The 19988-nt window shown below is 64.5% G+C and carries 12 protein-coding genes and 1 pseudogene; 5 read left to right on the top strand and 8 right to left on the bottom strand.

The features are described from left to right. Positions 1-44: 44 nt before the first annotated feature. Together AC19YT_RS20310 and AC19YT_RS20305 are read left to right on the top strand one after the other, a co-directional pair. Positions 45-929: an MBL fold metallo-hydrolase gene (locus AC19YT_RS20310; RefSeq protein ID WP_500610890.1), complete on the top strand. Its 885-nt coding sequence runs from the start codon at positions 45-47 to the stop codon at positions 927-929. Positions 930-955: 26 nt separating this feature from the next. After that, positions 956-1570: an NAD(P)-dependent oxidoreductase gene (locus tag AC19YT_RS20305; protein WP_500610889.1), complete on the top strand. Its 615-nt coding sequence runs from the start codon at positions 956-958 to the stop codon at positions 1568-1570. 117 nt (positions 1571-1687) lie between these two features. Here the strand turns inward: AC19YT_RS20305 and AC19YT_RS20300 are convergent, their stop codons facing one another. After that, the gene (locus AC19YT_RS20300) at positions 1688-2611 is read right to left on the bottom strand and encodes an AraC family transcriptional regulator (protein WP_095106537.1); all 924 of its coding nucleotides are present in this window, start codon (positions 2609-2611) and stop codon (positions 1688-1690) included. 337 nt (positions 2612-2948) lie between these two features. On the opposite strand from AC19YT_RS20300, the gene AC19YT_RS20295 reads away from it, so the two are divergent. Together AC19YT_RS20295 and AC19YT_RS20290 are read left to right on the top strand one after the other, a co-directional pair. After that, on the top strand, positions 2949-3281 hold the full coding sequence (locus AC19YT_RS20295; protein WP_095106538.1) for an antibiotic biosynthesis monooxygenase family protein: 333 nt from the start codon (positions 2949-2951) through the stop codon (positions 3279-3281). A 42-nt stretch (positions 3282-3323) separates the two neighbouring features. Further along, positions 3324-3563, top strand: coding sequence for a hypothetical protein (locus AC19YT_RS20290; protein WP_095106540.1), 240 nt, complete (start codon positions 3324-3326; stop codon positions 3561-3563). On the opposite strand, the gene AC19YT_RS20285 is transcribed toward AC19YT_RS20290, so the two are convergent. After that, a complete protein-coding gene (locus AC19YT_RS20285) occupies positions 3556-4185 on the bottom strand; it encodes a flavin reductase family protein (RefSeq protein WP_095106541.1) in 630 nt (209 codons plus the stop codon). The two genes, AC19YT_RS20290 and AC19YT_RS20285, sit on opposite strands and share 8 nt — an antisense overlap. Before the next feature lie 172 nt (positions 4186-4357). Here AC19YT_RS20285 and AC19YT_RS20280 point away from each other — a divergent pair. Next, positions 4358-4552, top strand: a pseudogene (locus AC19YT_RS20280) (hypothetical protein); the annotation flags it as partial. 146 nt (positions 4553-4698) lie between these two features. On the opposite strand, the gene AC19YT_RS20275 reads toward AC19YT_RS20280, so the two are convergent. From AC19YT_RS20275 to AC19YT_RS20250, 6 genes are all read right to left on the bottom strand, one after another. Next, the gene (locus AC19YT_RS20275; protein ID WP_500610888.1) at positions 4699-6018 is read right to left on the bottom strand and encodes an MFS transporter; all 1320 of its coding nucleotides are present in this window, start codon (positions 6016-6018) and stop codon (positions 4699-4701) included. Positions 6019-6442: 424 nt separating this feature from the next. Then, on the bottom strand, positions 6443-7774 hold the full coding sequence (locus AC19YT_RS20270; protein ID WP_095106545.1) for a sigma-54-dependent transcriptional regulator: 1332 nt from the start codon (positions 7772-7774) through the stop codon (positions 6443-6445). Beyond that, positions 7768-9576 carry a sensor histidine kinase gene (locus AC19YT_RS20265; RefSeq protein WP_500610887.1) on the bottom strand — a complete coding sequence of 603 codons (1809 nt, stop codon included), beginning with the start codon at positions 9574-9576 and terminating at the stop codon, positions 7768-7770. The genes AC19YT_RS20270 and AC19YT_RS20265 overlap by 7 nt, the downstream gene beginning before the upstream one ends. 69 nt (positions 9577-9645) lie before the next feature. Continuing rightward, complete coding sequence (locus AC19YT_RS20260; protein ID WP_500610886.1) at positions 9646-12366, bottom strand: RHS repeat-associated core domain-containing protein; 2721 nt, start codon at positions 12364-12366, stop codon at positions 9646-9648. Continuing rightward, positions 12363-16919 carry a SpvB/TcaC N-terminal domain-containing protein gene (locus AC19YT_RS20255; RefSeq protein WP_500610885.1) on the bottom strand — a complete coding sequence of 1519 codons (4557 nt, stop codon included), beginning with the start codon at positions 16917-16919 and terminating at the stop codon, positions 12363-12365. The genes AC19YT_RS20260 and AC19YT_RS20255 overlap by 4 nt, the downstream gene beginning before the upstream one ends. Continuing rightward, entirely contained in the window at positions 16919-19519 is a 2601-nt protein-coding gene (locus AC19YT_RS20250) for a Tc toxin subunit A-related protein (RefSeq protein ID WP_500610884.1), read from the bottom strand. The genes AC19YT_RS20255 and AC19YT_RS20250 overlap by 1 nt, the downstream gene beginning before the upstream one ends. Positions 19520-19988 lie beyond the last annotated feature (469 nt).

Genomic DNA, 19988 nt, shown 5'->3' with positions numbered 1-19988 from the left:
CTGCACCGATGCCATTCCCGGCCACCGCCTTCTGGAGCACTGCCATGATCGGATTTTCCACCCTCAAGCGCCTGTTACTGGCCACCGCCGCCCTCGGTTTTGCCGCCCACGCCGCCGCCAGCGAACCGGCCCTGAAGCTGGACGTGTACAACCCCGGCGAGGCGGCGATCTTCCCGGTCAGTTCGGTGCTGGTCAGCGGCCAGAAGGACGCCATCCTGGTCGATGCCCAGTTCGGCAAGGCCCAGGCCCAAGCCGTGGTAGACAAGATCCGCGCCAGCGGCAAGCACCTGACCACCATCTACATCAGCCACGGCGACCCGGATTACTACTTCGGCCTGGACACCCTGGTCGCCGCGTTCCCCGAGGCCAACGTACTGGCCTCTGCGCCGACCGTGGCCCACATCAAGGCCACCGTGGCCGGCAAACTGGCCTTCTGGGGGCCGCAGATGGGCGCCGACGTGCCGCACAAAACCATCGTGCCCCAGGTGCTTGAAGGCAACAGCCTGACGCTCGAAGGCCAGTCGTTGCAGGTCATTGGCCTGGACGGCCAGCAGCCGGACCGCAGTTTTGTGTGGATCCCCTCGATCAAAGCCGTGGTCGGTGGCGTGGTGGTGGCCGAGAACATTCATGTGTGGATGGCCGACACCCAGAGCGCCCAGTCCCGCGCCGATTGGCTGGCGACCCTGCAACGCATCGAAAGCCTGCAACCGGCTACGGTGATTGCCGGCCACTATTTGGGCCAGGGCAGCCGTTCATTGGCGGCGGTGCGCTTCACTAGCGACTACATTCAAGCGTTCGACCAAGAGGCCGCCAAGGCCAAGGACGCCGCGCAACTGATTGCAGCAATGAAAAAACGCTACCCCGACCTGGGCGATGACAGTTCCCTGGAGCTGAGTGCCAAGGTCGCCAAGGGCGAAATGAAGTGGTGAAGCGAGTCCAACCAACGGAGAACGTCATGAGCACAATCGCAATTATCGGGGCCACCGGCCGCGCCGGCAGCCAATTGCTGGAAGAGGCCTTGCGCCGGGGCCATAGCGTCACAGCCATCGCCCGCAATACCGCCAGCCTTGGCCAGCGCCCCGGGGTGGTGGCCAAGGAGGTCGACGTACTGGACGCCAACGCCCTGCAAGCGGCCCTCGCCGGGCACGATGCGGTCATCAGCGCCGCACACTTTGCCACCATCCCTGCCAGTGCCATCCTCGGCCCGGTCAAACAGGCTGGGGTCAAGCGCCTGCTGGTGGTAGGTGGCGCCGGCTCATTGCTGCTGCCCGGCGGTGGCAAAGTCATCGACAGCCCCGGTTTCCCCGAGGAGTACCGCGCCGAGGCCAGCGCTGGCGGCGTCTACCTCGACACGCTGCGCCAGGAGAGGGACTTGGACTGGACCTTCCTTTCGCCCTCGGCGGAGTTCGTCGAAGGCGACCGCACCGGTAAATTCCGCCTGGGCCAGGATGAGTTGCTGATCGACGCCCAGGGCCGCAGTTGGATCACGTTCGCCGACTTTGCCATCGCAATGATCGACGAACTGGAAAACCCCAAGCATTCGCGGCAGCGGTTTACGGTGGGGTATTGAGCCCCTGAGCCGGTAGCTTTCATGTGGGCGTGAGCCTGCTTGCGATAGCGGTGGTTCAGGTACATCGCTATCGCGAGCGGGCTCGCTCCCACAGCGGTTCACGCCTACACAAAGTCCTCAGGAGCGCAGCCGCGCCAGATCCCGCAACGGGGGCGCGCCGAACAGGCGGCTGTATTCGCGGCTGAATTGCGAAGGGCTTTCATACCCCACCCGGTAACCCGCCGCCGAGGCGTCCAGGCCTTCGGCCAGCATCAGGCGGCGGGCTTCCTGTAGGCGTAATTGCTTCTGGTACTGCAACGGGCTCATGGCCGTCATGGCCTTGAAACGGTGGTGCAGGGTCGACACGCTCAGGTTCACCGTGCGCGCCAGGTCGTCGATGCGCAGCGCTTGCTGATAGTTGCCGTTAAGCCATTTGATCGCCTGGCCGATGCGGTGGCTCTGGCTATTGGCGCTGGCGATTTCATACAGGCGATAACCCTGGGGGCTGCGCAACAGGCGATAGAGAATTTCGCGCTGCACCAGGGGCGCGAGCATGGCCACGTCCTTGGGCGTGTCCAGCAGGCGTGCCAGGCGCAGCACCGCGTCCAGCATCGCCGGGTCCAGGGGTTCCACGTACAACCCGCGGCCCGTGGGCCGGGCGGGCACGCCCAAGGGGCCGGCGTCGGCGATCAATGCGGTGATTTGTGCCGGGTCGATGTCCAGGCGCAAAGCCAGGATCGGCTCCTCGCTTGTGACATTGACCACCCGCCCGCTCAGGGGCATCGACACCGAGACCACCAGGTAATTGAGCGGGTCGTAGTTGAACAACTCGTCGGCCAGGCGCACTTCCTTGCGGCCCTGGGCGATGACGCACAGCGCCGGTTGCGCCAGCACCGGGGCGAACTCATGGCAATGGCTGTGGCGCGACATGAACAGCGAACCGATGGCCGTGGCGTAGGTGCCGTCCTGGGCGGTGTTGCGGGCGATCAGCGCGGCCAGCTCGGCGCGCTGTTTTTCCCGGTCGGCGTCCAGCGGGGCCGGGGGGTTCTGGGGCGACAGCATGGCGGGCATCCTCGGCGGCGATCGGGGGAAACCCGCACAGCTTATGTTTGTGCAAGGCCAGCGGGTAGATCATTGCTGCACAAAAGTTGCCTGATCCTGCCGGGTTTTGCGCCTATCGCCGCCGCCCAGGACCCGCCAGCGGTAAAACTTGCTTGAAACCGCGACCCTCGCGGCCTTCGAAGGCCGACCGCCGGCACCAGCACGAAAAAACGCCCGGCGCAGGATCGTGCAATAAACCGGCAGAAATCGACTAACGGCCCTGGCCCGCGCCCCTTAACCTTTGATCCTGCCGTCACCCGGCTCCGGGTGGCGCATCGACACCTGCGGAGGATCTCCCATGACCATGCCTTTACCCGTCAGCCACATGGCCCTGGTGCGTGCCCGCGCCGGGCGCTCGATGGACCTGGGCGCGCGCCTGAGCAGCCTGATCGAACCCACCCTCGGTGCCCCTGGTTGCCTGCACTTTGCCTTGCAGCATTCGCTGTGCGACCCGGACTTGTGGCAGGTCTGCGGGTTTTGGCGCGACGCGCAGGCCATGACCGCCCACTTCAACTCGCCCGCCCTGAACGTGTTCGCCCAACTGGTGCAGGACGGCGTGGTCGAGCGCCTGGATTTCCACACCTTCAGCGAGGTGTCCCGCCCACAGGACATGCAGCGCCTGGCCGGTTGAGCCGCTAGAATGGCCGCTTTTCATTTGCCCAGGAGCAGTGACATGGCACGTAGAGAGTTCGCACAATTCGAGGCCGTTTCGGCCGCTGTACGGGGGGAGGAGGGCTACCACGCCGCCATCGCGGTCAAGGGCCTGGGCGCTTCGGGGGCGCCGCGTTTCCATAAGGTGCTGGCCGAGCAGACGTTCAACACCGCCCTGGCCGCCGACGAAGCCGCCGAGCAGTCATTGGCGTTGCTGGGCGATGTCGACGACGAAGGCGAACTGGTCTGGCGCGCTATTTGACCGCGCCGGGTCGGTACATCTTGAACAGGGCCTCGGGGCCTACCTGGAAGTAATCCGCCGGGCCGCCGCCGCGCAGAATCGGCTCGGCGGCGGCGGTGTCGTAGACGCCGTCCTTGAGCAACCACTTGGCGATATGCACCGCCACCACTTCGCCCAGCACCAACCAACTCGGCACCAGCGCCTGGTCGGCCCGTTGCAGTTGAATGATCTGGGTGACCTTGCATTCAAACGCCACCGGGCTCTCGCCCACCCGCGGCACCGCGATCACCTTCGACGCCACCGGCGTCAACCCCGCCAACGCGAACTCATCCACCTCGGCCGGCACGCTGGCGCAGCTCTGGTTCATCTGTTCGGCCAACGGCCGCGTGGCCAGGTTCCAGACGAACTCGCCGGTCTGCTCGATGTTGTTGAGGCTGTCTTTGCGCCCGACGCTGGAGAACCCGATGATCGGCGGAATGTAGTTGAAGGCGTTGAAAAAACTGTAGGGCGCCAGGTTCAGGCGGCCGTCGCGGTCCTGGGAAGAAATCCAGCCAATGGGCCGCGGGCCGACGATGGCATTGAACGGGTCGTGGGGCAGGCCGTGGCCGTGGGCGGGTTCGTAGAAATGGATGTCGTCCGGCATGGGCGGGTTCCTGCTGGGTGGCTCGGGGAGGCGCCATAGTGCTATCGGGGGCGGCGCAATTCCATGGGGAACATGGAATTTTCATACATCGGCCACCTATTTTTCACAGCGCCCACTTCAGTCTGCGCCCTAGCTCGACACCTTTGCGGTGAACACGCTGCCGCAGATCACCCTAGTGTTCTGGATCATGAAGAACAGCGCCACGACCCTGGGCGACTTCCTGACCCAACCCCATGAAAAGGGTGGGCTGGATTTCGGCACCATCGGTTCGTCGGCGGTATTGGCGTTGGTGCTGGTGGCGATGATCGCCGGGGCGTCGTATGCGCAGCGCCGCTATGGGCGCCAGGTGGCGCCTGAGTTGAGCTGAAATCGGTTAACCGTGGGTGTAGCAAGCGGGCTTGTGTGGGAGCGGGCTCGCCCGCGATGGCGATGGCACATTCACAGTGAATGCCGGCAGTTAAACCGCCCTCGCGGGCGGGCCCGCTCCCACAACAAACCCATGGCTACAACAGGTCAGTCTGTCTCGATCCGCGAGTGGGTGCGGGTGTCTTTCATCGTGGCGTACACCGCCAGGGAGATGGCGATGCACCCGGTCACGTACCAGTAGTAGCCGGTTTCCATGCCCACGCTCTTGAACCACAGGGCGATGTATTCAGCGGTGCCGCCGAAGATCGACACGGTCAGCGCATACGGCAGGCCCACGCCCAGGGCGCGGATTTCGGTGGGGAACAGCTCGGCCTTGACCACGGCGTTGATCGAGGTGTAGCCGCTGACAATAATCAGCGCCGCCATAATCAGGAAGAACGCGCCCCACCAGGTCTGGATGGTGTGCAGGGTGGTGAGGATCGGCACGGTGAACAGGGTGCCGAGCACGCCGAAGGCGATCAGGATCGGGCGCCGGCCCACTTTGTCCGAGAGCCCGCCGATGATCGGTTGCAGGCACATGAACAGGAACAGCGTCGCTGCCGAAATGGTGGTGGAGTCGGAGATGCTCATGCCCACCGTGTTCACCAGGTACTTCTGCATGTAGGTGGTGTAGGTGTAGAACGCCAGGGTGCCGCCCATGGTCAGGCCGACCACGGTCATCAGTTCCTTGGGATGGCGCAGCAAGGTGCGCATGGAGCTTTCCTTGGCTTTTTTCTTCTTGGTGAACGACTCGGTTTCTTCCATGCCACGGCGCAGGTACAAGGCCACTACCGCGCACAGCGCGCCGATGGCGAACGGAATGCGCCAGCCCCATGCGTACAGTTCTTCGGTGGTCAGCACTTGCTGCAACACGATCAGCACGCCCAGCGCGATGAGCTGGCCGGAGATCAGGGTCACGTACTGGAAGCTGGAGAAGAAGCCGCGACGTTCCTTGGTCGCCATTTCGCTCAGGTAAGTGGCCGAGGTGCCGTACTCGCCGCCCACGGACAAGCCTTGCAGCAGCCGCGCGAACACCAGCAAGATCGGCGCGCCGACGCCAATGGTCTCGTAGCCGGGGGCCAGGGCAATAATCAGCGAGCCGAAGCACATCAGCAGCACGGAGGCCATCAGCGCTGATTTACGGCCCACACGGTCGGCGTACAGGCCCATCAGCCAGCCGCCGATGGGGCGCATCAAAAAGCCCACGGCGAAAATCGCGGCGGTGTTGAGCAACTGCGCGGTGGTGTCGCCCTTGGGGAAGAAGGTCTTGGCGAAGTACAGCGAGAACGCGGCGTAAACGTACCAGTCGTACCACTCGACCATGTTGCCCACCGAGCCACTGAAAATCGACTTGATGCGGCTGGAGGTGGTTCTTTCTTTTGCGGGCGCAGCGGTCGCCCCGCCAGGCAGGGTATTGGAGTTATCCATTGAAGGATCCTTCATCGTCATTGTTGTTGTGGAGCGCGTCGAAGCGCAGCCTGGCAGGGCTATAGCAGAACCCGTGCCAGCAACCGAAGGCCCGGGCTAGAGGGGTTTGACAGGTTTTGTGAGCGGTAAACCGCTGACGGTGGGAGGTGGATGAGCGGAAAACCGCCTATGCCGAACGGGTGACAGGCCGATGTTGGAGGGGGCAAGCCTTTGTGGGAGCGGGCCTGCCCGCGATGGCGGCAACCGGGGCAATGAAGAGGTTGGCTATTAGGGCCCTATCGCGGGCAGGCCCGCTCCCACAGTTGAACTGGGGTGTGGGTGGGATTTTCATTTTCCTCTGTGGGAGCGAGCCTGCTCGTGATGGCGGTGACGAATGGCAGGGGTAAGACAGTTGCCCCACAGCGGCCCGATCTTTTTACGCAGGCTATGGCCCTAGAAACATCTCCCGGGTCAGCCCGTGGCGTTGCATTTTTTCGTTGAAGGTACGCCGGGGCAGTTGCAGTTCGGCGAGGACGGCTTTGATGTCGCCGTGATGGCGGGTCAGGGCGGCGCGCAGGCATTGGGCCTCGAAGGCTTCCTGGCGGGCGGCGAGGGATTGATTGGGCTGCGGCTCGTCCTCGGCCGGGGCTTGCAGGCCCAGCACCTGGCGCTCGGCGACGTTGGCCAGTTCGCGCACGTTGCCCGGCCAGTCGTGGCTGAGCAGGCGGCTCAGTTGCGCGCCGCTGCTAGGGGCGGCGTTGCGGCCCAGGCGTTGGGCGGCGGCGTGAAGGAAGTGCTCGTAGAGCAGGGGAATGTCTTCGCGGCGCTCGCGCAGGGGCGGCAGGCGCAGTTCGGCAATGTTCAGGCGATAGGCCAGGTCTTGGCGAAAGCGCCCCGCGCGGGCCTCATCCAACAGGTCCGGTTTGGTCGCGGTGATGATGCGCAAGTCCACGCTGATGCTCTGGTTCGCGCCCAGGCGTTCAAGCTTGTGTTCCTGCAACACCCGCAGCAATTTCACTTGCTGGGCCAAGGGCATGCTCTCGATTTCATCGAGAAACAGCGTGCCGCCGTCGGCGTATTCGAGCTTGCCAATGCGCTTGCCCTGGGCGCCGGTGAACGCGCCGCTTTCATGGCCGAACAGCTCGGCCTCGAACAGGTGCTCGGGGATCGCCGCGCAGTTGAGCGCCACGAAGGGTTTGTCGGCGCGCGGGCCGAAATCGTGCAGGCAACGGGCGATCAGTTCCTTGCCGCTGCCGGTTTCGCCACGGATCAGCACATTCACCGGCAGCGCCGCCAAGTCCAGCACCTGGCGGCGCAGGGTCTGCATGCTTTGCGACACACCCAGCAGGCGCGCATCCAGGCGTGCACGGTGGTCGGCCTGGGTGTGCAGGCTGCGGTTTTCCAGCACCAGGGCGCGTTTGTCCAAGGCGCGGCGCAGGCTGGCCAGCAGGGTCTCGGGGCTGAAGGGTTTTTCCAAAAAGTCGTAGGCGCCGTCGCGCATGGCCTCCACTGCCATCGGCACGTCGCCGTGGCCGGTAAGCAGGATCAGCGGCAGGTCCGGGTCCAGGGCGCGCACCTGCTCCAGTAACTCCAGGCCGCTCATGCCGGGCATGCGCACATCGCTGAGGATCACCCCGGGAAAATTCCGCGGCAGTTGTTCAAGGCATGCCTGCGCACGGGCAAAGCACTGCACCGCGAACCCCGAAAGCCCCAGCCATTGCTCCACGGCGTCGCGGATACTGGCCTCGTCATCCACCACCATCACGGCGTTCAACATGGCGCGCTCACCTCAAGGGCAATCGGCAGGGTCAGGGTGAACAGCGCACCGCCCGGAATGTTGGCCACGCTCAAGCGCCCACCGTGTTCATGGACAATGGCGAACGACACCGCCAGCCCCAGGCCCAAGCCATCACCTACCGGTTTGGTGGTGAAGAAGGGGTCGAAGACGTTGTTCAGGTTCTCGCTGGCGATGCCACCGCCGCTGTCGGCCACGGTCAGGCGCCACAGGTGCTGGTCGGCTTCGATGCGGATTTCCAGGTGTTTGAGGGGTTTGTCGGCCATGGCGTCGAGGGCGTTGCGCAGCAGGTTGATAAGCACTTGTTCGAGGCGGATTGCATCGCCCTGGACCCACGCTGGGCGGGCCAGGTGCAACGTGGTGCTGATCTGTTCATCACGCAGGCGCGCTTCGAGCAGGTGCAGGGACTGGTCCACCACCGCGGCCAGGTCGAGGCGTTCGCGCAGGCCGCTGGGGCTTTTGCGGGCGAAGGTCTTGAGGTGGCCGGTGAGCGCGGCCATGCGGGTGAGCATGGCGTCCAGCGGCCCCAGGGCTTTATGGGCGTCATCGACGCGGCCGTGGTCCAGCAGCAGGCGCAGGGTGGCCAGTTGGGTGCGTTGGGCGGTCAGCGGTTGGTTGATTTCGTGGGCCAGGGCGGCGGACATCTGCCCCAGGGCCGCCAGTTTGGCCGATTGCACCAGGCCATCCTGGGCGGTGCGCAGGTCGCGGGTGCGTTCTTCGACCAGTTTCTCCAGCTCTTCGCGGCTGCGTTGGCGCAGGCGGGCCAGGCGCCAGCGCTGGTTGAGGAACAGCAGCAGGAACACCAGGGCCAGCCACGCCCCGGCGGCGGCGAGCCCGGCGTTGCGGCTGTCTTCCAGGGCGGCTTGCGGTTTGCGCAACAGGTGCAGGGTCCAACCCTCGGCGGTCAGCGGCAAGGATTCCCACAGGTAATCCTGCTCGCCGTCCGGGCCATCGACCCGCGCCAGGTAGCTGTTGTCGTCAAAACGTCGCACCGCTTGGTAGGCCAGGGGCGTGAGGGGTTGTTTGTCGTATTGGCGGGTGGCTTGCAGCTCGGCGCGGTCGGCGTCCGACAGGGGTTGCAGGTAGCGGTAGCGCCAGCCGGGCTGGTTGGCGATAAATACGATGCCGCGTGCGTCGCTGACCAACAGGGTGTCGCTGCCCTGGCGCCATTCGCGTTCCAGCTCGGGGAATTCGAGTTTCACCACCATGGCCCCGAGAAACTCACCGGCGCCGTTGTGCACCGCGCTGGCAAGGAAGTAGCCGGGAATGCCGCTGGTCACGCCCACCGCGTAGAAACGCCCGGTGCCCTGGCTGCGGGTTTGCATGAAGTAGGGGCGAAAGCCGTAGTTGTGGCCCACGTAGCTGCTGGGCAGGCGCCAGTTGCTGGCGGCCACGGCCAGGCCGGTGCGGTCCAGCAGTTCCAGGGTCGAGGACTGCGCCGCGCCGTTGATTTTTTCCAGTTTGCGGTTCAGGGCGCCTTGCTGTTCGGTGCCCAGCGGGCCGTCGAGGGCGGCGATCAGTTCCGGGTCCAGGGCCAGCACGGCGGGCAGGGCGCGGTAGCGTTCGATCAGGGTGTGCAGCGAGTTAGCGTACAGGGCCAGTTGTTCATTGGCCCGGGCGGCGTCCTCCACCAGCGCCTGGCGCTCGGCGTGGCGCATGGCAAACCCGGCCGCGAGGGCGGCGCCGGCAAGAATCAGCAAGGTGTAGAGCGTCAGGCGCAAGGGGCGAGAGGTCAGGTTCATGCTGTCGGAAATAGGCAGGAATGGGGGCGGGCACCATACCATGGAGGCCCGCGTGCTTCATTGATCCGGCGACGTTGCGTGGTGATCGGGCGCTCTGGCGGATGAGTGAACTCAAGTGGGTGGACGCAACACATCTATCGCCCGCCCTATTGACACAATGGGCCTGGCGAACGTTATCAAGTCGTCATGGCTCAGGTGCGCCTCATGCATTCGGTTGGCCCCTCCGGTCTGGTTGTAGGGGCTGAAGTCAGGTGTTTGGTCGAGATGTTTGAGCAGCGGTTCGTTGTTCAACACCATGTTTTCAAGCAAGGACACGCCGCGTACATCGGTGGCGTCAATTTCATACAGGTAGTACTGGGTGGGGTGGTAAGCCGCGTACTCCAAAACCCCCGTCAGGGATTCGGCCACTATCAAGGCATCGCCGCCGATCATTTTGGGGATGGCGGTAAATTCGTCCGAGGGCTTGAAGCCCTCGCGCGCCACTTCGGCGGGTGTGCGCCGATCCGCCCGGTAGACCTTGCCGCCAAAGTTGCCGCGGGCCAGCAGGTTCCTGTTGTTCAGGCTGTATTGGAACTGAGGCGTGTGAGTGTTTAAACGCTCTAAAAGGCTGTGTTGCTCGGCGGTCGGTGGCGGCGGGTTCAGGCTTTCGGGGGTTGCCGGGTTACTGGTGTCGGAGGGGGGCGGCGAGCCTTGGCTTTGCAGGGACGCCGGCGAGTCCTGGGTCTGCATCGCCTCCTCGTCATCGCTGTGTTCCGAGGCCGGGGAGGCGATGGGGGGCAAGCCATATTGGTAGCGCAGGCTTTGTTCGTGTTCGACGAACTCGTCCAGTACCCGATCCAGCGCCGGGTCATCGTCCTGCCACATGCGCCCGTCGGGGTCGGTGCGGCTGATGGGGTTGCTGCCACAGAAGCCGTAGAGGTTCAGCCCATCCACCGCCCCCGCCGGGTCGGCGCTGGCCCAGCGCTGCAACCACGGCGCGTAGTAGCGGGCGCCGTAGTAATAGAGGCCGCTGCTGTCGCGCTCCTTGCCTGAGTAGCGCACCGTTTTGTACTCGGCCTCTACCTGGGAGCGGGCCGCTTGCCACGCGGTGCCGCCGAACGGGTAGTAGCCCTCGCGGCTTATCACGTGGGCCTGTTGGTCGAGTTCGGTGTCCAGGGAGCCTAAGGGGTCGGTCAGGCTGTAGCGCAGTTGATCGGCGTCGATGCCGTCGGGTTTGCCCGCTGCCCAGTGCAGGCAGCGCACATGGATGTGGCCTGCTTGCAGGGTGACCACGTGCAGCACCTGCTGCTCACCGTCCACCGTGCGCACTTCTAGGCCCGTCAGGTAGCGCACTTCGCGGATGTGTTCGACCGCCGCGGCCCTGGCCCGTTGCCAGGTGCGCAGGCGTTGGCCGGTGCTGTCGTAGACGTAGCACTCGCGATCATCGTCGCCGTGGGCGCGGGACACTTGGGTCAAGCCTTGTAATTGGTTGCGCACGGTCCAGGCCAAGGCCTGCCCGCCCGGTTGCAGGGTGAGCAGGTTGCCAGCGGCGTCGTAGGTCATCTCCAACTCAGCGCCCTGGCCTTTTTGCCAGCCCAGGCAGCGGTTGCTCTGGTCGTGCGGGCGCATGTGCACGGTGTGGGACTGGCCGGGCAGGGCGCTGACGTGGGTGAGGCGGGTCAGGTTATTGCCGTTGTCGTACGCGAACGTTTGCGTGTAGCCGCCCAGGCGCGTGAGGTCGATGGGGCTTATCAATGGCGGCAACTGCGGCTGGGTGCTGGCGCCGGGGCCCTCCAGGCCGGTGGCGCTGGCCAAGCGATAGAGGCTGTCGTAGGTGAAGGCGCGGCTGCCGTCCAGGCGTTGGTTGGCGGCGTAGCGGATGGCTTGGGTGTGGTCGGTGAGGGCGATAACGTTGCCGACCGGGTCGTAGGCCTGGCTCAGGTGTTGAAACACCGTGCTGCCCTTGAACGCCTTGAGTTGCCTGAGGCGGCCATCGGCCGGGTCGAAATCGGTGACGCTGACCACGCCGTTCCCCGCCACTTGCGCCTGGATCTGGCCATCGGCGTTGTACTCGATGCCTTCCACCAGGGTTTGCACGGTGGCTGCACCGTGCAGTTGCAAGGCCAGGCGCTTGGGGCGGCCATCGAGGCCGTAGGTCAAGTGCTGGCGATGGTTGCGGGCGTCGGTTTGCTCCAGCGGGACGCCGCTGGCGTTGTAGCGCCATTGGGTCAGCCAGGTGTCGGGTTCCAGCAACGCTTCCTGGCCGGCGGCGGTGGGTGGCCAGTCGGGCATGTCCAGGCCCTTGAGAAAGCGTCGGCCCTGGCGTAGGGGCGCGCCATTGACGGCGTACTCATCCATGCTCAGGCGCCCGGCGCTGTCGTGCTCGGCTACCAGGCGCCCGCATTGGTTGTGCTGGGCGTAGGCCGCCGAGCCGTCGCCATAGGTCAAGCGCTGCACGGTTTGGGCGGGGCCGGCGCGGGCCTGTTCGACGATGGCGGTGGGCCGCAGCAGAGGGTCGAATGTACTGCGTTGGTGGCTGCCACGTTGGTCCCAACGTTGCAACGCCTGCCCGGCCACACCCGGCAGGTCGATGCGCCAGCCGCTGTCGACGCTGATACTGCACAACACCGCCCCACCCAGGCTGTACAGGTTGTTCAGGTTGGCTTGTGGCCCGTTGTGGCGTGGGTCGTATTGCGCCACCACGTGTGCGGCGGCGTCATGGTGCTGGCGGCTGACTTGGGCTTGCGGTGCATCGGCCGCGGTGGCGCGCAGGTACTGCACCTGGCGCACCACCAGGCCCCGGCCGTCAATCGCGGCCAGGGTCGGGGTGTGGTGATGCACGCCGGGGTTCATGCCTTGGCGTCCTTGGCCTTGCGTGCCATGACGTCTTCATAGGTGTCGTTTTTGTCTTCGGCAATGGTGTACCAACCCAGGTAGGTTTGGCGGTCTTCCAGGTCGTCCTTGGCGGCGACGGTGCGTACCAGGCGCCCAGGTGCGTCGTAGTAGAGCCGGTCGCAGTAGCCGTGCTGGCGAAAGGATTGGTCGTTGATGTAGCGCGTCTGGTCGGCGAAGTACGGGCGATAGACCCGTACTGTCACGCCCTTGTTGTTGTATTCGACCCGTTCGCTGACTCGCCAGCGCCGTGCGGCCTGCTGTTGCACGGGTTTGCCGTCGGCGCCCAGTTTCAGCGCGCCGTTTTCGTCCACCACGTAGGCCAGGCCCGGCTCGACTTCCTGTTTGGTTTGCAGGGTGCGGGCAAAGCCGTCGAAGCAGGCGATAGCGATGCGTACCTGGGCCTCGGGGTCGCCGGGGTAGCGGTCGGCTTGCAGGGTGGCGACGTGCACTGGCTCACGCTGGGCAGCGTCGAGTTGCTGTTGCAGGATCACTTCGTTGGGCGAAGGGTTTTGCAACCCCAGCATATGCTGGCGGGCACGGTCGCACAGGTGCCCGCTGGGCAGGATGAAGCCTTCGGCCCTGGCCCAGGTGCGCCACGCCTCGGGCGGCGGCGAGGCCTGCGAGATCCGGCCCATCCAACTGAATGGGTCGGAAAATATCGCAGTGGCGTACTCGCCGATCGCGGCCACCGGGTTGGCAATGGCGGTTGCCGGGCTGCGGTCGGCGGGGGGCACGTAATCGGCTAGGGGCTTGAAGCCCACCGGTAGGCCCAGTTCGGTGCCATGGAAGCTGCTGACCTGCATCTCGCCCAGGGCGTTGTAGCGCGCCTCCTGGATATTTTCGTTGGGGTCTTGGATGCGCCCGGGCAGGAAGGTGCGGTAGTCGATGTCCCGCACCTGCGTGGCGCAGCCATCGGGTAATTGCACGGCCGTTTGCAGGCACCAGTAGGGGTCGTGGGTGACCTGGGTGATGCCGTGGCTGAGGGTCTGTTGCACGTGGGTGATGCTGTAGAAATCCTCCAGCTTGGCGTAGGTGGCAAAGCCCTGGCGCACCGACCACAGGTTGGTCTTGTTGTCTTCTTCCTGGTCGTACGGCAGGAACAGCTTCATCGGCTGGTAGCCGACCTCGGGTTCGAGCAGACGCGCCTTGAGGTCGAAATTCGGGTCGATGTCTTTGACCCGGTCATAGGCGCTCAGCGCGGTGGCATCGAGTTCGGCGTGCTCTTCGTAGTCGGGCAGGGCCTCGAAGGTGGCCGCGCCCACGGGCAGGGTAATGCCGCTGTCCGGGTGTTTGTAGCGCTGCAGGCTGAGGCCGGTGAGCACGGCTTTTTGCGCCCAGGGGCCGCCGTCCTGGCTCAGTTCGAGGAATTTTTCGTGGCACAGGTCATTGGCGTGCAGGTCGGTTTTGGCCAGCACCAGGGCATTGCTGCGCGAACGGTACGCCAGGCCCAGGCGCCAGGCTTGTGGGTCGCTTTGGTGGATGAACCCGACCTTGGCCTGGGTCAGGTACCAGGCCTGCTGGGCCTCGTCATGGGTATCGCTCCACCAGGTGTTTTGGTAGGGGTCGCTGAAGGGCGGCGCGTCGCTGCGGGTTTTACGTCGCGGGCAGTAGACCACCCAGCCGTGGGTCAGGGTGCCGTAGTCGTCCCACTCCAGGTTGATGCTGTGCTGGCACAGCGGGTCATCGGCGACGGATTGTTCGTAGTGCAGGCTGCGCGACTCCAGTGTCAGTGGTTGCACCACGGCGTAGGGCTGGTGCTGCCCCGCCGGGCGCAAGAGGCGCACCAGGTAGCGGTGCTGCTGCACGCCGTAGGGCACGGCGGGAGCGTCAGCGTTGTAGATTTCGCTGCGCAGCACCGAGCCGCTCAGGGCCCGGGCGACTTCCCGGGCCAGGGTGTCGTCGATGGGGTCGAGCCCTTCGCTGGCATGGTCGCGGCTGTGGTAGCGCTGCACCAGGGTCGGGCGCAGCGCCGCGGCGCCAGGGTCGCCGGCGTAGCCGTCGCTGGGCGGCATGTCCACGGCCCGGCCGGTGTGGAACCAGGTTTTGCTCAGCACGGGGGCGGTAAAACCGTCTTCCAGGCGTTGGGCCGGGGCGCCTTCGGTATCGGTTTGCAGCAGCAGGCCGAAGCCGCGGAACTCACGCTCGTGGCGGTCGTAATAGCCCTGGCGGTAACTGAAGTGCTGGCTCAGTTGCTGGCCGCTGATTTCATCCAGTTGGGTCTGCTGGCTGACCAGGTGCAGGGCGAAGGGCAGTTCGCATACAGGCTCTTGCTGGGCGGCGCGCAACTGGGCTTTTTCGTCGAGCCATTCCTGGGCTGAACTGCGATAGCTCACGCCGTTGCGGGCGCCCATGTTGTTGTTGGCGCGGCTGAGCAGGTAGGGCTTGGCCTGGACGAAGTCATAGCGCCAGTGCCGCGGCGACATGTGCGGTACGCTCAGCACCAGGCTGGAACAGCCCAGGCCTTGCAGGTCGGCGAAGCTGACTTCGCACAAACGGTCGTAGCGCACACCCTCGGGCCAGGGTTGGGTCTGGGGCGTGTCGGGGTAGCCGTTGCCGGCGTGGTTCATGAACACCTCAAAGCCATCGCTCTTGAGGTAAATCAGGTCGGCGGCGCCGGAGCCATCGAGGTCGGCCAGGCGCACCTGCGCCGCCTCGAATTCTTCGTAGGCAAACGGCAAGGTACTCAGTACAAAACCTTTGCCGAAGCGCCCGTGGCCCAGGTTGGGCCAGCATTTGACCTCGTTGTGGCGGATGCGCACCAAGTGTTGTTGGCCGCTGCCCAGCACATCGCTGAAGGCCACCAGTTCCGTGGGGGACGGGCTGAGCAGCGGGAGGGCATCGTCGTCGTCCCGGCGGGGCACATCCACACCCCGAGCAAAGCCATCCTCGCGGCGGCTGGCGTAGAGGCGCACGCTGCGGCTGCCGATCAGGGTCAGGTCCGTGAGGCCATCACCCACCAGGTCGGCCAGTTGGGCCTGGGGGTGGAAAAACTCCGTGGGAAAGGCGTTGAAGGGCACGAATTGGGACCAGGTGCGGTCCGGGTTGAGGGTGAAAAAACCACTCATGCCGGGCATCGCCACGACCCAGTCGAGCTTGCCGTCGCCGGTCATGTCGCTCAGGGATTGGCGCACCGCTTTGCTGCTGTCGGCCGCGGGCAAGTGGGGCAGCAATTTCCATTCGTCATAGCGCACTTGATCGCCGCCGTCCGGGCCGCGCTGGGGTTCGCGGTAGTACCAGGCCTGGTCGATGCGGTACAGCACACCGGGCAGGCCTTCGCCGTAAAGGTCCACCAGTTGATAGGCCTGGCCGTCATTCAAACCGGGCATCGACGGGAATGGCGTATAGCCCTGGCGGTCGGCCACCAGGGCAAAGGGGTTGTAGCCGTATTCCATGGGCGGGCGGCTCTCTACCTGGCCTCGGCCGTCATAGGCTTGCAGGTGGGCGGCCGTGAGGTGGTTGTAGCCCAGCGCGTCGCTGCGGTGTTCCAGCAGCAGGCGTTGTACCAGCACCGGGTGCTGCCCCAATTCGGGGAACTGGTGGAACAGCAGCACCTGCCGGCACAAGCGCCGCGTGCCCAGTTCAAAACCGTAGGCGTAGTTCCAGAACGGGTCGCTGCGCACCTTCCAGGGCCCGAACACATCGCCTTCAAGCCCATAGGGCGGGCCATAGGCGGGTTTTTCCGTCAGCTCGGCGCTGCGCTCGCCGTAGTCGAACAGCAGGTGGAAATGCCAGCGCACGGTTCTCCAGCCGTCGGTGCTCCATGAGTAGAGGTCGGCGCTGGCGACCTCGTTGCCGTAGCACACCCGTTTGAGATAGCGCTGGGCGCGGTAGTCGCGAAACTGCGGGCCAACCGGCGCTTCGGTTTCGGCCAGGTACTCATACACCACATGCTCACCCCGGCTGTTGAGGCTTTCGTCCAGCAGCCACACGCCGACCCGTTCGTGGGCGTTGGGGTCGGCGCGGCGTGAGGCGAGGGTCTTGCCGTACAAGTGCAGGCTGCCATCGGCACCATGCAGCAGCCAGAACCCGGCTGCGTCGGCGTTGGTGGCCCAGTGCTCGATCAGGGTGAAAGCGCCTTCGACTCGTGGGTGGTAACGCACCACCCGGTGTTCGCCCACCGTGACGCCGCGATACTCGGACACCGTGCGGGCCACGGGTTGGCCATCAGTTTCATTGCGCTCGGGCATCCACACGTCGCCGTCGGGGCCGACCGCCAGGTCGCTGCCGTCATAGCGCGGCACGCCTTTGGTGGTGCGCAGGGTGATGGCGTTGGAGCTCATCCGCCAGCCGATGCCGAACGGGCTGTTGCCCACGTCGCTGCTGTAGCCCAGGCCCAGGTTCGGCACCAGGCTGCGGTTGGGCGCCCCGGAAATCGGCAGCGGCAGCTCCAGCGACGCCGCGCCGCTGGTGCCCACCGCCCCCCAGCCCTTGCCGATGCTTTGAATCGCCCCGCCGCCCTTGGGCAGGGCGGGGGCGTTGACTTCCAGCGCAGAGGTAGTGGGTTCGTTCATCACTGGCCTCCGCGGCGGCTGGTGTAGCTGAACTTGACGATGATGTCAGTCAGGGATTCGAGCATGGCTTTTTGCGTGCCGCCGTGGCCGGGGAACGTCAACTGCCACTTGGACACGGCGCCGGTGTACTCGAAGGGCAGGTACTGCTCGTCCTGAAAGTTGAGGCTGAACATCCCCGAATCGTCGATGCCGCTAGACAGCGCGATCTGTTGGCTGGCGCGCAGGTTTTCCTTGGCCACCGTGCCGGCTGCGTCCATCTGCACCGTGCTGTAGGTCTGGGCCAGGGTCGCCCGTACATCTTCGTAGGGCCCCAGCAGCACCGGCAGGAATACGCTGATGGTCTTGATCCGGCGCAGGTAGTGGCCGGGGTAGTCGGCCTCGAACATTTTCTGGGTCAGTTCGAATTCACAGCTGCCGGTACTGAGCAGATCCGCGAGGATGTCCGCCCAGGGCTTGTTGATCGTCGAATCGCTGTCCTTGTCCTTGAGTTGGCGCAGGGACACGGTTTTGCGGATCTCCAGGTCGCGCTCGTTGCTCAGCAAGCGGCGGGTGTTGAGCTCCAGCAAGCCGAGCTTGAGGCTTTCACCCGCGCCCAGGCCGCGGTAGCTGGCGTTCCAGGCCGAAGCATTGAACACGGAAGGGCGCCGGTAGTCAGCCTGCTCGTAGCGCCACGCCGCCTCCGTGGCCTGGCACAACGACTGGGCAAAATTGAACGCCTGGCCGTACAACCGGGTGAACTGGTTGTTGAGCCAGTCGTAGGTCTGGCTTTTGCCAAAGCGCTTGTTGCCGAGCAGGTAGTCGTGGGTGGCCTTGGCCTGTTCCAGGCTGGTCTGGGCCATACGCAGTTGCAGGCGGGTGGCTTTTTTCTGCTCCTGGAAGGCGTCGAGTTGGGCCTGTACCTGGGCGGCTTCCAGGGTGGCCTGGTCGAGGGCTTGTTGCCATTCCTGGGCGCGGCGATCGAATTGGGCTTTGTACGAGAGCGTGTCAGCCGTGTCGCTCGCCACCATCGCAGTGCTGCTAGTGAGGAGGGCGGCCGCTCTCGCAGCTGCTTCGCTACGACTACCTCCGGCAGCCACGCCAAAAATGTTAGGCAGCAGCTTCAGGAGTTCCCCCCCCGACTCTATTGTCATGGCAGTAATCCTTGCGACCCGAGAGGACAGGGAGGAGGCGCCGGCCGATATCTCTTCAGGGAACATGGTCAAATTTTGGTAGTAGCCAACCCGCTGCTGGATGATGTTCTGACTCGCCTTCAACGCCAGCTCGTTCTTGTTATCGGTTTCCCCAGCCTGCACCTGAATATCCACGGCGATTTTCGCCAGGTTCCACGCCTGTTGCTGTTGCAGCTCCAGGTACTCGGCCTGTTCCTTGCGCTCGATCAGCGACAGCAGGGTGGCGCCGAACTGGATCACCACCTCTACCGCGTTCATGCAATGGGCGTAGAGGAAGTTGAAGCGCGTGGGCGCGATGCTCGGGTTCAGGTATTGGTTGAGCGCCGCGCCCGAGAGCCCTGCGGCGCGGGCAGCGAGCAGGGCGCGCGGGTCCAGGGGCGGGGCGAACAGCGGCAGGTGCAGGGCGTTGCCGGCCATGTCCAGGTTATGGCGCAGGTTGTACAGGCGGCTTTCGGCCAGGTCCCAGCGCTGCACCAGTTCAGGGTTGAAGGGCAGGCGCAGGTAGGGGTTGTCCACCGTGGGCAGCGACGGGTCGTCGGCCCAGGGGCGCAGGCACAGCTGCGGCACCACTTGCGGGTGCGGCCCGCCAAACTGGGGCCGGGGGTTTTCCAGCAGGTATTGCTCACGCATCAGCAAGCGCTGCTCGAAGTTGCGCAGCTCGGGGTTGGTGGCATCGCTTAGCGCCTTGAGTTTGATAGGGGCCCAGGTGTCCACCGTTTGCACATCCGGGCGCGGCCCCAGCAGGTCCAGCACCTGTACGTAGCCGAGCTTGGCCACCACCAGGGCATCGGGGGTCAACTGGCGGTAGGCGCTGTCGGCGCGGCTGAGGAGGATATCCAGGTATTGCAGATACAAGGCCTTGCGCAGGTGCACCGGGTGGCTGAGGCCGATTTGGTGCGGGTCGTTGGGCGCTCGAGTGGCGTGGCTCACGTCTTCTTCGGTATCCACCAGATGGGGCACCAGCGGCACGGCATTCCAGAACGGCGGATGGCCGCTCTCGCCCTGTTGGCGCATGGGGTCGAAGAGGTAGGCCAACCAGTGCAGCGCCTCGTCGAACTGTTCTTCCTTGTTCAAGCGATAGGCCACCAGCCAGGGCAGGTACAGGAACAACTCCAGGAAATACAGATAGTAGGCCCCGGCGAAATCCATCAGATCGTCACCGCTCAAATGTTCAATGGGTGGTTCTTTAAGGTGCTGGGTTTCCCAGGACAGTAGGCTGTCCATGCCTTCCTCCGCGCGCTGGATCAGGCTGCGAGCGAAGGTGGTGTTCATCCGGATGGGTTGGCGATAGTCCGTTTCACTACCGTCGGAAAACTCGATGCTTGAGCCGAAGAAGTCGATGGACTCGGCGTCGCCCAGTGTCGTACTGGGGTTATGCAAAATCATCGGGGCGATTTGCTCGGGGGTCTCGGAACTTTCGCTCCAACCCATTTCGACTATTTTGAATGCACTGCCCAGATAGATAGGAACCCCCAAATAATAGGCGCTGTAAACGGCGATACCATGAATCAACCGAATCGAGTTATGCCCGTCTGGCCAGTCAACAGGCCAATCTTCCGGTAATAGCGTATCGCGGTTAATTGGGAATGACAGAGAGAGGGCGTCGTTCTTTTCTATGGTCTGGCTAATAGTGGATCTGGCTAGTTGACGTAGATCGTTGAAGTTTTCTGGAATGTCAGAGGGTTTGAGTGGGTGCAGAATTAGATGGCTATATAGAAGCGGCCCTGTTATCTCGACTGTGGTGCGGCTGATTTTTATCTCATTTATATTGTTGGCGGCCGCAAAAACTGAGTGCAACACCTGACCTTTCCGGTACGGTGCTGCCACTATGTCCTATCACGAACTCAGTATCCCCGAACGTGCGACCCTTCAACTCGGCCTTGCCCAAGGTTTCAGCCAG

The sequence above is a fragment of the Pseudomonas sp. MF08875 genome (genome assembly GCF_059862525.1).
Note: the sequence above shows the minus strand (reverse complement) of the source record. Positions and strands in the feature narration are given on the sequence as shown.

Excerpts from the sequence above, each read along its gene's own strand:
- AC19YT_RS20290 (WP_095106540.1), top strand. The coding sequence starts at position 3,324 with ATGGCACGTAGAGAGTTCGCACAATTCGAGGCCGTTTCGGCCGCTGTA.
- AC19YT_RS20260 (WP_500610886.1), bottom strand. The coding sequence starts at position 12,366 with ATGAACCCCGGCGTGCATCACCACACCCCGACCCTGGCCGCGATTGAC.
- AC19YT_RS20270 (WP_095106545.1), bottom strand. The coding sequence starts at position 7,774 with ATGTTGAACGCCGTGATGGTGGTGGATGACGAGGCCAGTATCCGCGAC.
- AC19YT_RS20300 (WP_095106537.1), bottom strand. The coding sequence starts at position 2,611 with ATGCTGTCGCCCCAGAACCCCCCGGCCCCGCTGGACGCCGACCGGGAA.
- AC19YT_RS20285 (WP_095106541.1), bottom strand. The coding sequence starts at position 4,185 with ATGCCGGACGACATCCATTTCTACGAACCCGCCCACGGCCACGGCCTG.
- AC19YT_RS20265 (WP_500610887.1), bottom strand. The coding sequence starts at position 9,576 with ATGGTATGGTGCCCGCCCCCATTCCTGCCTATTTCCGACAGCATGAAC.
- AC19YT_RS20305 (WP_500610889.1), top strand. The coding sequence starts at position 956 with ATGAGCACAATCGCAATTATCGGGGCCACCGGCCGCGCCGGCAGCCAA.
- AC19YT_RS20275 (WP_500610888.1), bottom strand. The coding sequence starts at position 6,018 with ATGGATAACTCCAATACCCTGCCTGGCGGGGCGACCGCTGCGCCCGCA.
- AC19YT_RS20250 (WP_500610884.1), bottom strand. The coding sequence starts at position 19,519 with ATGGGTTGGAGCGAAAGTTCCGAGACCCCCGAGCAAATCGCCCCGATG.
- AC19YT_RS20255 (WP_500610885.1), bottom strand. The coding sequence starts at position 16,919 with ATGAACGAACCCACTACCTCTGCGCTGGAAGTCAACGCCCCCGCCCTG.
- AC19YT_RS20310 (WP_500610890.1), top strand. The coding sequence starts at position 45 with ATGATCGGATTTTCCACCCTCAAGCGCCTGTTACTGGCCACCGCCGCC.
- AC19YT_RS20295 (WP_095106538.1), top strand. The coding sequence starts at position 2,949 with ATGACCATGCCTTTACCCGTCAGCCACATGGCCCTGGTGCGTGCCCGC.